Origin of the sequence: Flavihumibacter profundi (assembly GCF_020076305.1) — a bacterium.
In the GTDB taxonomy this organism is placed as follows: Bacteria; Bacteroidota; Bacteroidia; order Chitinophagales; family Chitinophagaceae; genus Flavihumibacter; species Flavihumibacter profundi.
This window is the reverse complement of the sequence record NZ_JAIQXE010000004.1, coordinates 292418-308716: the sequence shown is the minus strand read 5'-3', so window position 1 is coordinate 308716 and position 16299 is coordinate 292418. Positions and strand designations below refer to the sequence as shown.

The window sequence follows — 16299 nt, the reverse complement described above, 5'->3', positions numbered from 1 at the left end:
CTATACTCATTCCTGTGACGGGCTGTACTCATTCCTGTGATGAATGTCTATTTTACCTCGAAAACACCTCTTTGCCTCCTCTTTGGGTCCTCTTTGGGTCCTCGGAAAGACCTCGGGGGCCGAGGATCCAAAGAGGACCCAAAGAGGTAGTATTGAGGAAGCAAAGGGGACTGTTCCAGGAAAATCAAGGAACTTCTTCCCTATAACTGGAATCCCGTACAATAAATTATTTAGCTAACATACAGCCTGTTGGCCGGAGTGATATGGAGAAGAGGTTGCATAGCTCGCAGGCATTAACCTGAAGTGACAAGTATCAGGGAATTGCTTGACGGCCATCACAGCCCCCATCGCTATTGCAATTTATTTTTGGAGTGTCTAATTATAATGAATGACTATGAAAGATATTTTAATGTTTGTCATGGGCCTGTTATTGGCAAGTAACTTCGTTAATGCCCAGCAGCAAATTGATTATAACACTATTTCAAAAGCTTCGTTAAGGACTTCCTTTTATGCCGGAATGAATACAGGGAATTTTATTGATTCGGCAACACTGAAAGACTAGTACCTGAAGAAAAGCAAAAACCAGAAAACGGTTGCCTGGGTGATGCTGGGTGGTGGGTTAGCCGTGGGTATTGCGGGTGTAATTGTCTTCAACCAATCTCTTTGGCTTTACGAAGGAGACAGTCAAACTAACACAGGCGGTATAATGTTTTTAGCAGGTGCCTGCACTGCATTAGGCAGTATCCCGTTTTTTATCAGTTCTTCCCATAATGCAAAGAAGGCTGCAGCAATAAGTTTTAAAAACCAGGAGTTATTTTTTCCCAGGCAGGATGGCGTTCTGGTAAAATCACAGCCTGCTGTAACCCTGAAAATAAATTTGTAAAAAATAGCAGGCTACTACCAATACTTTAAATAGCCCTTTAGCCGGTAGGATGATAAAACGGTTTGTGCAGTCAGTGATACTTTCACTGTGGGCAGCAGGGCTTCCCGTTTAATATCAAAAAATGCCAAAGCCTGTCCGCATGCAATAAACTTAGTGCCAATATTCCTTAGGTCATCTATTAGTTTCAGGTTAGGATTATCCATTTTATATCGTTCCTGGTAAAAGGCGTTATTGGTAATTGCATTCAGGGCGCCTGCATGCACAACAATTACGGGGAAAATTTTCTTCAAAGGTATACCAGATGCAACATGAAGGTTAATTACCCTGGCAACCTCTGCCAGTCCATAATTAATTTCATTGACGGCCGAATCAGGGTTATTAGCGGTTAATTCAAACAGTAATTTATAATCAAGGTTTGGGTCAGGAATTTCTGTCGGGTCTTTTACCGGTACAATCCCTGAATTTTCCCCACCGTTTATTGCAGGGTATTGCAACTGGCTCCTGATTTTTGCTTCGTTGGCTTTTTTCTTATACTCTTTATTAATCCTTACTGAATCAGCATGCATACTGGCACGGAAAGCACTATCTTTTTGAAAGTTTATGGCATTAAGGGCGCTATCAATATCTGCAGATTGTGAGAAGCTAAACATATAGTGCAGGCAAACAAAAAGCAGAAGAATAATTTTTTTCATACAAAGATTATTAACAGGTAATATAAGCAATTCTGGCAGTTTAGGTTTAGGAATGTAGCCAGATTTAATAAAACGGCATTGCATAAAAGTTTTTCTGTAAATTCTCTGATATTTAAGTAGACTTTTTTCTTGTTACCCGGCTATTAAATTTTAGGTGTATGCAATCTGCAAAAAGTAAAATGATTCTTTTTTTAAGCTACTATATCCTCGGAATGGTGGTTGTTTTTGATGCTTCTGCACAAGCTGTCAGGGCTGGAATGGCGAAGGTGGATATAACTCCTGAATTGCCTATTTGGTTATCAGGATATGCCAGCAGGGAAAAACCAGCCGAAGGAATTGTGCATGCACTATGGGCTAAAGCTCTTGTAATAGAAGAAAGCCCGGCAAAGAAAATTGTTATTGTGACTGTCGATGTTCTTGGTTTATCGCATGAAATAATTGAAGAAGTTACCCGGCAGGTTCAGGCTAAATACTCCGTTAACCAATCCCAGCTGCTCTTTAATTCTTCGCATACACATACTGGTCCGGTTATCTGGCCTTGCCTTGATGTTGTTTACGAACTGGAACCAGCCGACCAAAAAAGGGTGTCAGCTTATGGCCATCAGCTCATTTTGAATTTAGTTAAGGTCATCGATTCTGCCATGGCTAATTTATCGCCGGCCTTATTGTACAGCGGTCATGGGGATGCCGGATTTGCCATCAACAGGCGAAACCAGATTCATCCGAACGGCCCTGTTGACCATGATGTACCAGTAATGAAAGTGGTTTCCCCGGAAGGCAGGACCAGGGCTGTATTATTTGGCTATGCCTGCCATAACACAACAATTGTAGACGAATACCAATTGATAAGTGGCGATTATGCGGGATTTGCCCAATTAGCCATTGAGCAAAATAATCCGGGTGCCATTGCCTTGTTTATGCTGGGTTGTGCAGGTGACCAGAATCCGGAACCCCGCAGTACACTGCAAAATGCCAGGGATCATGGGAACTCCCTAGCCGGGGTTGTTCAGGAAGTGCTGAATGGAAACATGAAACAAGTGCGGGCGCCAATCCAAACAGCAAACACAACAATTCCCCTGGCGTTTAAGCCATTTGACCTGGCAAAATACCAGCAGGATATGGTCGGAGATAACAAATACTTGCAAAGAAGGGCAAAACTGATGTTACAATCCTATAACAAGGGCTGGAAAGTGGATACTTATGTCTATCCTATACAGGCGGTGAGATTTAATAAAGATTTTACTATCCTGGCCCTGAGTGATGAGGTAGTTGTGGATTATGCTTTACAAACAAAAGCAAAATTTTCAAGGGAAAACCTTTTTGTCGCCGGCTATTGCAATAAGGTGGATTGTTATATTCCTAATAAGAGAATCCTGAAAGAGGGTGGTTATGAGCCCGAGGATAGCATGATTTATTATGGGTTTCCGGGTCCTTTTGCCGATGATGTGGAAGCCAGGATAACAATAGCTATTGAGCAGGTGATGAAACAGGTTGGTGCAGTTCCTGGCCAGGAAAAAAATAAGTAATCCCAGGTATTCCTGCTTTGCAAAAACTGTCTCAGGCTCAGGAAGATTAAAAAACATGCAACGGTTAAAAAACATCCACCGGCAATCCTCTCAGCGGTTTGATGTAATAACTGATCATTAAGGCTGATTTTTTTGCAGCAACTTAGCCATCAGGAAAAATAGCACACAGATGAACGGCTTTGGGATATAACCCCAGGATGATTTTCTTGCCCCATAGTTTATTGATTTTAAGTGCAGGTGATTTTCCCTATTCCGTTTTATGGAGCATAATCTGCATAACCTTTAATAAGTTAAAAAAACATTAGGTTATCGGGAAGAATTTTCTTCATCATATAGTATACCAGCAACCGTATTATCTGTAAATTAAAAGCTCAATAAAAATCTATGCTTTCACGGCGTTCATTAATTAAACAATCGGCCTTGCTGGCAGCTTATGCCGCGAGTGGTTTTCCAACGAGCTGGGCTACTTCAAACGGGAAAGGGAAATTCCATATCGGCGCCTGCGACTGGAGCCTGGGTAAAAGCAGTGACCCCGCCGCTTTTGAAGTGGCCAGGAAAATCGGGCTTGATGGGATAATGGTGAACATGGGTTCCGAAAGTGATAACCTGCACCTTCGGCAAACCAACATCCAGGAGCAATACATTGCTGCTTCCGGAGAAACCGGTATAAAAATTTCGAGTATTGCTATTGGTGAGCTGAATAATATACCTTACAAATCAGATCCCAGAACAGAACAATGGGTATGGGATAGTGTGGATGTAGCCAGGAACCTTAAAGCACCTGTGGTACTACTGGCTTTTTTTGGCAATAACGACCTGCGCAACGACACCGCTGGTAAAAAGGAAGTCATCAGCCGCTTGAAAAAAGTGGCACCCCATGCCGAAAAAAATGGTATAATACTCGGTATCGAGTCTTACCTTAATGCTGATGAGCATATGGAAATTATAGACCGTGTCGGGTCAAAAAATATAAAAGTGTATTATGATTTCCGTAATACGGCAGATGCTGGTTTCGACACGGTAGCCGAATTTAAGAAGCTCAGTAAGGATATCGTTTGCGAACTGCATATGAAAGAGAATGGCTTCCTGCTCGGACAGGGAACTCTCGACTGGCAGGCAATTGGCAATGCTGTTTATGAAAAAGGATATTACGGGGATGGATGGATGCAGATTGAATGGGCTATGCCGGACGGGGCTGGCACAATTGAAAGCTACCAACACAACCTCCGGTTTTTACAAAATATTTTCGCAAAAACGGTTTGATAATTTCAACTACATGAAGATTAAATGGGTATCCATAGCAGTATTGGTAATTTTCTGTGCTGTATTGTCACAGTGCAGTTCTCCATCAGTTGCCATTGAAAAACCCCAGCTATACCTTCCCGATGATCTTGAGGCGACCCTATGGGCCGAATCCCCCATGTTGTATAATCCGACAAATATGGATGCAGACAGTAAGGGCAGGATTTGGGTTACTGAAGCGGTTAATTACCGCAACTTCAACAATGACTCAACAAAGTTCCTGCATCATATCCCTGGCGACAGGGTAATGATCCTGGAAGACACCAACAACGACGGGAAAGCAGATACCGCAAAGGTTTTTGTACAGGACAGGGATTTGGTTTCCCCGGTTGGCATTGCGGTTATCGGTAATAAAGTCATTGTTTCCTGTTCACCCAACCTTATCATTTATACTGATGAAGATGGTGATGATAAACCTGACAAAAAAGAAATTATATTAACAGGTTTTGGTGGCAAAGACCATGATCATTCCCTGCATTCAGTAACTGCGGGCCCGGACGGTAAATGGTATTTTAATGTAGGTAATGCAGGTCCGCATACGGTTACCGATAAAAGCGGCTGGACCTTAAGGTCGGGCAGTTTGTATACAGGCGGGTCTCCTTACAATACAGTGAATGAAGGTAACCGTAAAAGTGATGACGGGCGGGTTTGGGTCGGTGGACTGGCCCTGCGCATTAATCCCGATGGAAGCGCATTGAAAGTATTGGGCCACAATTTCAGGAATTCGTATGAAGTGGTTACAGATTCTTATGGAAACCTTTGGCAAAACGATAATGATGACCAGGTTGTAACCTGCCGCACAACCTGGTTAATGGAAGGAGGTAATGCAGGTTATTTCAGCTCTGATGGTACCAGGTACTGGCAGGCAGACCAGCGGCCCGACCAGGATATTTTTACCGCGCACTGGCACCAGGATGACCCAGGGATTATGCCAGCCGGCGACCGGTCCGGCGCTGGCGCACCTACAGGAATTGTGCGGTATGAAAGCGATGCCCTGGGTGATAAATACCTGGGAATTTTGTTTAGCGCTGATGCAGGCAGGAACGTTGTTTTTGGCTATCACCCGACTTTGAAATGGTCTGGCTATGATTTAGGAAAGCGGGAGAATTTTGTTACCTCACTTACCGATGATAATGTTGGTTATGTGTGGAATGATACAACCGAAAATGCACGTAAGGAAAAATGGTTCCGCCCGTCTGATGTCACCATTGGAACGGATGGTGCAATGTATATAGCAGACTGGTACGACCCTGTGGTTGGTGGGCACCAGATGAAAGATAGTATTGGTTATGGCAGGATATACCGGATCACCCCTAAAAATAAAAAACTTTCTAATCCCATAATTGATTTTAAGACTATTGAAGGACAGGTTTCAGCACTCAAAAATCCAGCGGTTAATGTACGCAATATAGCTTTTGAGCAAGTGAAAAAACAAGGGCCGGCTGCCATTGCACCAGTGAAAAAATTACTGCAGGATAAAAATCCCTTTGTTCAGGCAAGGGCAGTTTGGTTGTTGTCGCAAATGGGCGCACCCGGAAGAAATGAAGTTGTACAGGTCTTAAATAGTCCGGATGAATTACTTCGTGCGACCGCGTTCAGGGCCTTACGGCAGGTTAGTGATAGCATGATGTTATATGCAAAACAACTGTCAAAAGATACGTCAGCTTTTGTTAGGAGGGAAGTGGCTATTGCCTTAAGGGATTTGCCGCTGGCTGAAAAAAAAGAGATACTACTATCACTGGCTGAACAGTATGACGGCAATGACAGGTGGTACCTGGAAGCCCTGGGGAGCGCAATGGATGCAGATGCGGCCACCTGGTATACTGAATTGAAAAGAATCACCGGCGAAAATACTTCTCCGCTGCAATGGAATAAAGCCATGGCCGATTTTGCCTGGCGGCTTCATCCTGTAAATAGTATACCCGATATCGTGGAAAGGGCAAGGGATACTGCTTTACCTTCTGCCGAAAGGAAAAAGATGATTACGGCGCTGGCATTTATCAATGATAAAAAGGCTGTCGGGGAAATGATTAACCTGGCTAAATCAACCAGGACAGAAGACAAAGAGCAGGCTTTGTATTGGGTTGCCTTCAGGCAAAGCAATGACTGGTTCCCTTTGATTAACTGGTCAGCAGTGCATCTCAACACTGCTTATGAAAGAAAACTCGCTGCTATGAAAGTAAACCGGCGGATCATCCTGGATGAAAACCAGTCAAAAGATGAACGAAGCTGGCGTGCCGGGGAAATGGCAGGTGATTCCATTGGTGCGCAATTATTGATTGGCCTGATGGCAGAAAACAAATTCCCCGCACTTTTATTGCCTGCAGTACAGGAACGGATATTTAAAAACCCCGATTTATCCATTAGGGTCCAGGCCGGTAAGTATTTAAAGCGATCTGGTGCAGACAAAATTTTTTCTATTGATAGCATAACGAAGATGCCCGGGGATACAGCAGGTGGACGGATGGTATTTGTAAACAAGTGCAGTACTTGTCACCGTGTTGGTGTAACTGGAAATAGTATTGGTCCGGAACTTACCGGCATCGCAAAGAAATTTGATAAAGTGGCCTTGCTGGACGCCATCATCAACCCAAGCGCAGCCATTGTTTTCGGTTATGAACCCTGGCTGGTGAATACAAAAGACGGGGAATCAGTTTTTGGTTTCCTGATTTCAGAGAATAAGCAGAACCTGGTGATTAAGGATATTGCCGGCAATAAACATGTATTTACAAAGGATAAAATAAGTTCAAAAGAGAAGCAGGAAAAAAGCCTGATGCCTGATCCTGCAACATTAGCGTTAACAGAAAAAAACCTTGCAGATATTGTCGCTTTTTTGTCTGCGGTAAAAAAGCAAAACAGGGAATAGCAGGATATCAGTGGGCCATCAGCAAATCCTGGGCAATTGCTCACCGGTTAGGTAGTGAACAATATGTTTACTGCCAATACGGGTTTTAAGCACAACCTTACCGGCATATTCGTTGGTGATTTCCCCTATAATTGCAGCATATTTACCATTTTGGTCCGTTTGCAAAACCTGCAGGAAATCAGTTGCAATGGCCGGGTCTACAATTGCAATGAATATACCTTCATTGGCAACATAAAGTGGATCAAGTCCCAGCATTTCACAAGCACCTTCCACCTGCTCATCAATGGGTAGTGAAGATTGGTTGAGGTAAGCGCCCAACCTTGTCATTTCAGTCACTTCATTCAGTACTGAAGCCACGCCGCCCCGTGTCGGGTCACGTAAAAACCTGATCCCGTCCTCAAATTTATGAATCAAGGTAGCAACGGTATGGTTGAGGTTGATGGTGTCACTTTCGATGGTTGTTTCAAATTCCAATCCTTTCCGAACACTCATAATTGCAATGCCATGTGTTGCTATTTTTCCACTGATAACAATCAGGTCGCCGGTTTTGATATTGTTGTGGTGAATATTTGCCTTAGGATGAATGATGCCTATGCCGGAAGTGTTGATGAAAATCTGGTCGCCTTTGCCCTTCTCTACTACTTTGGTATCTCCGGTAACAATTTTCACTTTAGCCGAATCAGCAGCAGCCTTGATGCTTTGCAGTATTTTCCAGAAGTCCGCCATTGGAAGCCCTTCTTCAATAATCAGGGCTAAAGACATGTGTTTGGCTTGCGCACCACACATAGCTAAATCATTCACTGTTCCGTTTATGGCCAGTTCACCAATATTTCCCCCGGGAAAAAATATGGGTGAAATTACATAGCTGTCTGTACTAAAGGCCAGTTTCCCCGGAAGTTCAAAACTTGCACCATCATGTTGCTGGTTGAGCAAGTCGTTATTAAAAATCTCAAAGACGCCGGACTGTAATAATTTATGGGTAAGTAATCCACCGCTTCCATGTCCCATGGTGATCAGGTCAAAATCAAATTTAGGCATGGGGCATTGCAATTGCATATTCATTAGTGTAGGATAGTAGGTTAAGCAAGACTGTTATCTGCGTTTTGGTAGTGGTAATAGGCAGCGCAAGCACCCTCACTGCTAACCATTGGCGCACCCAGGGGATGTTCGGGTTTGCAAAGTGTTCCGAAATTCGGACACTGTTTTGGTTTTTTCAATCCTTTCATGATATCACCGCTGATGCAGGCGGCATTTTCCTGTGCAACCGGGATATTAATAGTAAACTTCTGCCTTGCATTGAATTTTTTAAAACGATCCTTCACTTCATATCCGCTTTGCGGAATATTGCCGATTCCCCTCCATATCCTGTCGCTTTTATCAAAGACGGTTTTGATGGTATGCTGCGCCCTTATATTGCCTTCAGGTTGAACAGAACGCGCATATTGATTATCGACCCTGTATTGCCCGTTTTCCAATTGTGTTACTGCCATCAAAATGCCTTGTAATAAATCGACAGGTTCAAACCCGGTAATAACAACCGGGCATTTATATTTTTCGGCTATGGGATAATATTCTTCGATGCCCATGATGGTGCATACATGGCCGGCTGCTAAAAATGCATCAATTGTGTTGTTTTCATCGCTTAATATGGCTTCCATTGCCGGAGGTACAAGCACGTGTGAGGATAATATACTATAGTTGTCCAGTTGCAATTGATCAGCCTGTACCACACTCAAGGCATTAGCAGGAGCGGTTGTTTCAAATCCTACAGCAAAAAAAACCACTTGCTTACCGGGATTTTCCTTTGCCAGTTGAACGGCCTCCAGGGGGGAGTATAAAATCCTTACATCGGCACCGGTAGATTTAGCATCCAGTAGCGATTTACTACTGCCGGGTACCCGCAGCATGTCTCCATATGAACAAAGTATAACACCCGGTAATCCTGCCAGGAAAACCGCTTCATCAATAATGCTTACGCTGGTTACGCAAACCGGGCAACCGGGACCGTGGACCATGGATATATTACCAGGTAAAATATCCAGCAGGCCATTTTTAACCAGGCTATGGGTTTGGCCTCCGCAAATTTCCATTAGAGTCCATGGTTTGGTGGTGATGCGCCTGATCTCCCTGGCCAATTCCTGCACCAGTTCAGGATTCCGGTATTCTGTTAAGTATTTCATAGTTCAACTTCCCCCATGTTTTGCAAATAACTAAATACTTTGTTGGCTTCCTCTTCATCAACCTTACTGATCGCACAGCCAACATGAACCATTACAAAATCGCCAATAACGGCATCAGGCACCATGCATAGGTTGATCACTTTCATAATACCGCCAAAAGACACTTTGGCCGTCCTGAAAGTGGCATCCAGTTGGTCATTAACCTCTATTATTTTACCCGGTATGGCTAAGCACATAGGATTTTATTTCAGGTGATGTTTTTTGTTTACTGATATAATAACAGGCTAATTGGCCGAACCCGATGCTTTCGTCGTTCGGGCTCAATTGCCGGTGAAAGAATAATGTTTTCTGGTTGCCCATTTCACGGATAATCATATCAGTCAGTAAGGTATTCTGGAAAATGCCTCCACTGAAAGCCAGTTGATCAATACGTAGATCATCGCTGATTTTTTTTATAGATGCAGCAAGGGAAAGAAATACGGTGTAGGCGATTTCGGTTATTGGTTTTTTATTCTCGATGTCCTTTATAAAAGGCTTTATAAATTCATGCCAGTCAAGTTTACGATTTGCTAATGGCAAGCCATATATTTTTTTGGATGTCCCGGTAAATTTCCTTGCCATTGCTTCCAGTTTCATGGCGGCTTCCCCTTCATATGAGTTAAAACTACAGATACCCAGCAGGCAGGCCAATCCATCCAGGAACCTTCCCATCGAAGAAGTGAATAGCGAAGTATCTGTAACCAGTTTTTTCTGGTAATAAGCCCATTCGCCCGGGGTGAAATGATGTTGGATCAGATGCTGTTTTCCAGGAAAGCCATGCAGTAAACTCAGTGAAGATAGCCGTGGCTCCCTGCTCATTTTATCGCCCAGTAACTGGGGGAAATAAGCCAGGTGTGCCAATCTTTCCATATGATAATGCTGGTACAGGAATATTTCACTTCCCCAAACCTGGTGGTCGTCACCGTATCCGGTTCCATCCCAGGTAAAGCCCAGGACCGGTTGTTTCGTATCCAGTAAATTATTTTCCGCCAGCACTGCACCAAAATGTGCCTTATGGTGCTGGATTTCAATTGCTGGTCCAATTGCCAGCCTGTCTGCCAGTTCCCTGCCCATTTGAGCAGCCATGTATCCGGGGTGCGTATCTGTCAATATTTTCTGTGGTGTTGCCTGTAGTAACCGGAGCAGGTGATGAAGGGTTTTGTCATAAGCATCCTGCGATTCAAGGGTTCCCAGGTTACCCAGGAATTGGCTTATATACAGGTTGTTTTTATGTAAAAAAGCAAAAGCGCTTTTTAATTCACTTCCGGTGGCAAGAATATTCTCACCAATATTATTAAATGGATTTGGTAAATAATCGGGAGCCAGGCCCCGGCTTCTTCTTAGCAATATTTTTTGGCCACTATCATTAAATTGTACAACACTATCATCCTGGGGAACAACAATTTCCCTGTTATAGGTCAGCACATAATCTGCCACATCAAAGAGATGATCCAGCGCTTCTTCATCTTTGTATACGATTGGCGATCCGCTGATATTGGCACTGGTAGCTATTAATGGGAAACGGGTATGGTCAGCCAGCAGTTGTAACAATGGGGTATGCGGCAATAAAACACCAAGTTTATCCAGGCCCGGAGCGATACTTGCAGCAGGCAGGCGACATTCTATACCTTCCACCAATCTGCACAAAATTATAGGTGCTGCTTTGCTTTGCAGGGCGTCCTGTTCATGGATGCTGATGACAACATCTTCCCTGGCCATTTCAATGGTGGGGTACATCAGGGCAAATGGTTTTGCCGGCCTGTGTTTGCGTTTCCGCAGGTTTAGTATGGTTGCATTATTTGTGGCGTCGCAGATGAACAGGTAGCCTCCGGTACCCTTGACAGCAATAATTTTTCCATCACGTATATGGGAAGCAGTTAGTCTTATTAATTCATTTTCAGGAACGGGTATGGCGATTTCCCGGGAAGAATATAAGCACATGTGAATTGCGCATTCGGGACAGGAATTGGTTTGGCTATAGTGCCTGCGTTGTATCGGATCATTGTATTCTGCAGTACAGACCGGACACATCGGCAATGAATGCATGGTGGTATTCTCCCTGTCATAGGGCAGGGCTTGAGTAATAGAATACCTGGGGCCGCACTGCAAACAAGTTGTAAAAGCATACCCGTACCTTCGGTTTTTCTGGTCATGGATATCCCGCAGGCAGTCGGGACAAATTGCTATATCGGGGGTTAATAAAGTGCCAGGTAAATTGTCTTCATTGCTTTTTCGGATTGAAAAATCAGTGAAGTATTCAGTTTTCGTCAAGGATATTTTATGGCTGGTGATGCAGGCATTGGGAGGTGGATGCAGGATAAGTTGCCGGTAAAAATCATGCGCCTGCTCTTTACCTGCACTGATAACAATATTCAGTCCGTCGTTGGCATTACAGACCCAGCCTTTAATATGCATTTTTTGGGCCAGTTGGTATACAGCAGGCCTGAAACCTACACCCTGTACCAGTCCATTAATATGAATATGAAAGGTCTGATACATGCACTTTAGTTTTTAACCAGTTGTACCATTTGTCCATGCCTTCACCACTGGTGCAACTGAGTTCTATAATTTCCAGTTGGTGATTTACTTTTAAGGCATTTGCTTTAACTTTCTCAACATTAAAATCAACATAGGGAAGCAGGTCGATTTTGTTGATGATACAAAGGGTTGAGCTATGAAACATATCAGGATATTTCAAAGGTTTATCATCACCTTCTGTTACACTGATGATTACCACACGTTCTTTTTCACCAAGGTCAAACATGGCAGGGCAAACCAGGTTGCCTACATTTTCAATAAAAAGGGTGGAATTATCTTTTGGTTTCATGCCTTGTAAAGCGTGCAAAACCATATGTGCATCCAAATGGCATCCTTTGCCTGTGTTGATCTGCGTAACCTTCGTGCCGGTAGCATGGATCCTGTCGGCGTCGCAGGTAGTTTGCTGGTCACCCTCAATCACAGAAAATTCAAGGAAATCCTTTAAGTCCGTTAAGGTTTTTACCAGCAGGCTTGTTTTGCCGGAACCTGGTGAACTAACCAGGTTTACTGCAAATATTTGTTTGGCTTCAAAATAACCCCTGTTTCGTTCTGCCAGTAAATTATTCTGGTGTAAAATATCCTGCTCAACATCCACTACTGTTTTGTGTGAATGGTGGGAGTGTTGGTGGTCATCGCAGCCGCATGTTGCACACATAAAAACGAATTTATCAGTACTTGTAAATTATTATTTAAGCAATCACCAGTGATTTCACTTTTAATTCTTTACCCCTGGTAATGTTGATAAAATGGGATCCGCAGGCCGGGCATGGATCGAAATATTGCTGAATGGCAAAATCAGTATTACAATCAAGGCACCTGGCCCTTCCTTCAGGACGATTTATTACTCTCAGGGTATTTTCCAGTATCGTATTACGCACGGCTTCTGCCCAGGCAAATTCCAGCGCATTGATCTCAATGCCACTAAGTGTGCCGATTTCCAATTCAATTTCTTCCACTACAGATGCATTGGCCTGTAATGCCTGCTGGCTGGCGATCTCCACAATGCTCATTACAATGGATAATTCGTGCATAATGCAGGTTAAGCTTGTTCCCTTTTTTTCCTGAATACCCGGAATGATAATCCAATTACCCCGACCGACAAAAGCGTAGCAATAACGTGCACCGGCTCCGTAAAATAATGGATGATGGTGTAGCCGTCTGTTTCGCCATGACCGGGGTGGGCAAATGTGGCTATAGGTAGCAGCATTGTTGAAATGAGGCCTGCAGCAATAGAAATCATTTTCATGGTGAAAAATTTAGTGAACACAATTTTGTAAAAACCGAATGATATATATATGACAAATATCATATCAACTGTTGACAGAATGCAGGATTCTTTTCGCTTCCAGGGATTAAGTTTGGGTAATCCTTAAAACTTCAAGCATGAATAACGATGCTTTCCCCAAGCAGCCTACTTACTATGAAGAGGTATTAAGAAAAGGCTATCCCCGCCGTGATTTTTTAAAGTTTGCCAGTATGATGGCTGCCTTTATTGGCCTCGAACAAACAGCCATTGCCCAGGTAATCCAAGCGTTAGAAACAAAGCCCCGTATGCCGGTTATCTGGTTGCATTTCCAGGAATGTACCTGTTGCAGCGAAAGTTTTATTCGCTCCTCCCATCCCATAGTTGCAGATATATTGCTTGACAAGATATCGCTCGATTATACCGAAACCCTGATGGCTGCATCTGGCACCCAGGCAGAAGCTGCACTTAAAAATACAATGGCCAAATACAAAGGGCAATACCTGCTCTGTGTGGAAGGCAGTGTGCCAATGGGGGCCGACGGCGTGTATTGTATGATTGGCGGAAAAACTTCCCTGCAGATCCTGGAAGAAGCGGCCGAAGGTGCAGCAGCAGTTATAGCGTGGGGAAGTTGCGCAAGCAATGGTTGTGTGCAATCGGCCAAACCAAATCCCACAGGAGCCACGCCCATTCACAAATTAATCAAAGGAAAACCAATAATCAAAGTGCCTGGCTGTCCGCCGATTGGTGAAGTAATGGCTGGGGTGATTGTTCACTACCTCACTTTTGGCAGGATTCCGGAACTCGACAGGCTGGGAAGGCCAAAGGCTTTTTACAGTAAACGTGTACATGATAGTTGTTATCGCAGGCCATTTTATGATGCGGGCTTATTTGTGGAAACCTTCGATGATGAAAATGCCAAAAAAGGATACTGTTTATATAAAATGGGCTGTAAAGGGCCATCTACCTATAATGCCTGTGGTGTTATGAAATGGAATAATGGAACCAGTTTCCCTATCCAGGCCGGTCACCCTTGTATCGGTTGCAGTGAAGAAAATTATTGGGACAATGGCAGGTTATATGAGAGGGCTTCCTCCTTTGCCGGATTTGGTATTGAGGCAAATGCAGATACGGTAGGAAAGGTAGCGTTGGGTGTTACTGCCGCAGCTTTGGCAGTCCATGCAATTGCAACAAATATTGGCAAATCAAAACTGATCCGTGAACACGAGGAAGAAGGAAGGGAAAGCGAACATGAATTAGAAGCTTAATTAATACCACTTATTAATCAGCCATATGAGTAAGAGAATTGTCGTTGACCCTGTTACCCGCATTGAGGGTCATTTACGAATAGAAGCAGATATTGAAAATGGAAAAATCAAAGATGCCTTTAGCAGTGGTACAATGGTACGATTGCTGGAAGAGATATTACGCGGACGTGATCCGCGTGATGCCTGGGCATTTGTTGGTCGTGTTTGCGGTGTATGCACATCCATCCATTCCCTGACCTCTGTGCGTTGTGTGGAAGATGCGCTCGATATTGTAATTCCACCTAATGCCGAGCTGGTGCGTAATATTATGTTCTGTACGCAATACATGCATGACCATGTGGTGCACTTTTATCATTTGCATGCCATGGATTGGGTGGATGTTGTAGACGCATTAAAGGCAGATCCTAAAAAAACTTCCGAATTGGCCCAGAGCATTTCCAGATGGCCGAAGAGTTCACCTGGTTATTTCAGTGACCTGCAAAACAGGATCAAGAAATTCGTGGCATCTGGCCAACTCGGCATTTTTGCAAATGGCTATTGGGGGCACCCTGCTTATAAGTTGCCCGCAGAGGTAAACCTTATCGGATTGGCACATTACCTCGAAGCGCTCGAGTGGCAGAAAGAAATCGTGAAGGTCCATGCAATATTTGGTGGTAAGAACCCGCACCCCAATTACCTCGTGGGTGGTATGGCCTGTGCCATCGGCATCGATGATGTAAGCGGTATCAATGCAGAGCGACTGGCATATGTTGGCCAGCTGTTAAAAGACGGTAAAGAATTTATTGAACAAGTTTATATTCCCGATTTAATGGCTATTGCGTCCTTCTATAAAGACTGGGGGGCAATTGGTGGTGGATTAGGGAATTTCCTGGTTTATGGCGATTTGCCTACTAACGGGTATCGGGATGTATCAAGTTATAAATTTCCACCAGGTGCCATCCTGAATAAGGATATAAGCAAAGTGTATGATGTTGACCTTAAGAAGGAAGATGAAGTGCAGGAATTCATTACCCATTCCTGGTATGAATATAAAGAAGGGGATAATATAGGATTACATCCCTGGAAAGGAGAAAGCAAAGTGAAGTACTCGGGACCGAAACCGCCTTTCGAACATTTAGACACCACCCAAAAATATAGTTACCTGAAAACCCCAAGGTGGAAGGGTAATGCCATGGAAGTTGGCCCCCTGGGCAGGATGCTGGTGGGATATGCACGTGGCCGGGAAGATTTTAAGGCAGTGGTCGATAAGGCACTCACTGATTTAAATGTTCCGGTAACTGCCCTGTTCTCAACCCTCGGAAGAACTGCAGCACGCGGATTGGAAAGCGTGTTGACTGCCCAATGGGGACTGGATTTTTTTGATCAGTTGTTAGCTAATATAAAAAACGGCGATACGCGGATGGCTGAAATGGCAAGGTTTGATCCGGCTACCTGGCCTAAAACCGCAATTGGCGTAGGACACTCCGAAGCCCCTCGTGGTGCATTGGCCCACTGGATCAATATTGAAGATGAAAAAATCGCCAACTACCAACTAGTGGTTCCAACCACCTGGAATGCTTCGCCAAGGGACCACAAAGGGCAGATGTCGGCCTATGAAGCAGCCCTTATAGATACGCCGGTTGCACATGAAGACCAGCCACTGGAAATTTTAAGGACGATACATAGTTTTGATCCATGTATGGCCTGTAGTGTCCACTTGTATGACGAACATGGCAATACCATCAACAGGATCAGTGTAATGGGAGATTAACCGTAAAAAAGA

General features: G+C 43.9%; 14 protein-coding genes. 6 read left to right on the top strand and 8 right to left on the bottom strand.

The genetic code is table 11. The features are described 5' to 3' along the window. The first annotated feature begins 394 nt into the window (after positions 1-394). Positions 395-562, top strand: a complete 168-nt coding sequence (locus LAQ65_RS19655; RefSeq protein WP_224118722.1) for a hypothetical protein — start codon at positions 395-397, stop codon at positions 560-562. 335 nt (positions 563-897) lie between these two features. Here the strand turns inward: LAQ65_RS19655 and LAQ65_RS19650 are convergent, their stop codons facing one another. Continuing rightward, positions 898-1575 (bottom strand): DsrE family protein, encoded by a 678-nt coding sequence (locus LAQ65_RS19650; RefSeq protein ID WP_224118721.1) that lies wholly within the window; start codon positions 1573-1575, stop codon positions 898-900. Between the two features lie 158 nt (positions 1576-1733). On the opposite strand from LAQ65_RS19650, the gene LAQ65_RS19645 reads away from it, so the two are divergent. The 3 genes from LAQ65_RS19645 to LAQ65_RS19635 all read left to right on the top strand — a co-directional run bounded on the left by LAQ65_RS19645 (position 1734) and on the right by LAQ65_RS19635 (position 7269). Next, positions 1734-3101, top strand: coding sequence for a neutral/alkaline non-lysosomal ceramidase N-terminal domain-containing protein (locus LAQ65_RS19645; protein ID WP_224118720.1), 1368 nt, complete (start codon positions 1734-1736; stop codon positions 3099-3101). A gap of 384 nt (positions 3102-3485) precedes the next feature. Next, positions 3486-4364 carry a sugar phosphate isomerase/epimerase family protein gene (locus LAQ65_RS19640; RefSeq protein ID WP_224118719.1) on the top strand — a complete coding sequence of 293 codons (879 nt, stop codon included), beginning with the start codon at positions 3486-3488 and terminating at the stop codon, positions 4362-4364. Between the two features lie 13 nt (positions 4365-4377). Continuing rightward, positions 4378-7269 carry a PVC-type heme-binding CxxCH protein gene (locus LAQ65_RS19635; RefSeq protein ID WP_224118718.1) on the top strand — a complete coding sequence of 964 codons (2892 nt, stop codon included), beginning with the start codon at positions 4378-4380 and terminating at the stop codon, positions 7267-7269. 18 nt (positions 7270-7287) lie between these two features. Here LAQ65_RS19635 and hypE read toward each other — a convergent pair whose 3' ends face one another. From hypE to LAQ65_RS19600, 7 genes are read right to left on the bottom strand one after another with little or no spacing between them, the layout of a single operon-like run. Beyond that, complete coding sequence (gene hypE / locus LAQ65_RS19630) at positions 7288-8307, bottom strand: hydrogenase expression/formation protein HypE (protein WP_224118717.1); 1020 nt, start codon at positions 8305-8307, stop codon at positions 7288-7290. A gap of 41 nt (positions 8308-8348) precedes the next feature. Continuing rightward, positions 8349-9449, bottom strand: a complete 1101-nt coding sequence (gene hypD / locus LAQ65_RS19625; protein WP_224118716.1) for a hydrogenase formation protein HypD — start codon at positions 9447-9449, stop codon at positions 8349-8351. Continuing rightward, positions 9446-9685 carry a HypC/HybG/HupF family hydrogenase formation chaperone gene (locus tag LAQ65_RS19620; protein ID WP_224118715.1) on the bottom strand — a complete coding sequence of 80 codons (240 nt, stop codon included), beginning with the start codon at positions 9683-9685 and terminating at the stop codon, positions 9446-9448. The genes hypD and LAQ65_RS19620 overlap by 4 nt, the downstream gene beginning before the upstream one ends. Further along, entirely contained in the window at positions 9663-11987 is a 2325-nt protein-coding gene (gene hypF / locus LAQ65_RS19615) for a carbamoyltransferase HypF (protein ID WP_224118714.1), read from the bottom strand. Before hypF ends, LAQ65_RS19620 begins: the two co-directional genes overlap by 23 nt. Next, the gene (hypB, locus tag LAQ65_RS19610) at positions 11959-12681 is read right to left on the bottom strand and encodes a hydrogenase nickel incorporation protein HypB (RefSeq protein WP_224118713.1); all 723 of its coding nucleotides are present in this window, start codon (positions 12679-12681) and stop codon (positions 11959-11961) included. Before hypB ends, hypF begins: the two co-directional genes overlap by 29 nt. 34 nt (positions 12682-12715) lie before the next feature. Continuing rightward, positions 12716-13057: a hydrogenase maturation nickel metallochaperone HypA/HybF gene (locus tag LAQ65_RS19605; protein WP_224118712.1), complete on the bottom strand. Its 342-nt coding sequence runs from the start codon at positions 13055-13057 to the stop codon at positions 12716-12718. Positions 13058-13065: 8 nt separating this feature from the next. Beyond that, complete coding sequence (locus LAQ65_RS19600; protein ID WP_224118711.1) at positions 13066-13272, bottom strand: hypothetical protein; 207 nt, start codon at positions 13270-13272, stop codon at positions 13066-13068. A 137-nt stretch (positions 13273-13409) separates the two neighbouring features. Here LAQ65_RS19600 and LAQ65_RS19595 point away from each other — a divergent pair, with 137 nt between their 5' ends. Together LAQ65_RS19595 and LAQ65_RS19590 are read left to right on the top strand one after the other, a co-directional pair. Next, positions 13410-14537: a hydrogenase small subunit gene (locus LAQ65_RS19595; protein WP_224118710.1), complete on the top strand. Its 1128-nt coding sequence runs from the start codon at positions 13410-13412 to the stop codon at positions 14535-14537. A gap of 25 nt (positions 14538-14562) precedes the next feature. Next, positions 14563-16287: a nickel-dependent hydrogenase large subunit gene (locus LAQ65_RS19590; protein WP_224118709.1), complete on the top strand. Its 1725-nt coding sequence runs from the start codon at positions 14563-14565 to the stop codon at positions 16285-16287. The last annotated feature ends 12 nt before the right edge of the window (positions 16288-16299 follow it).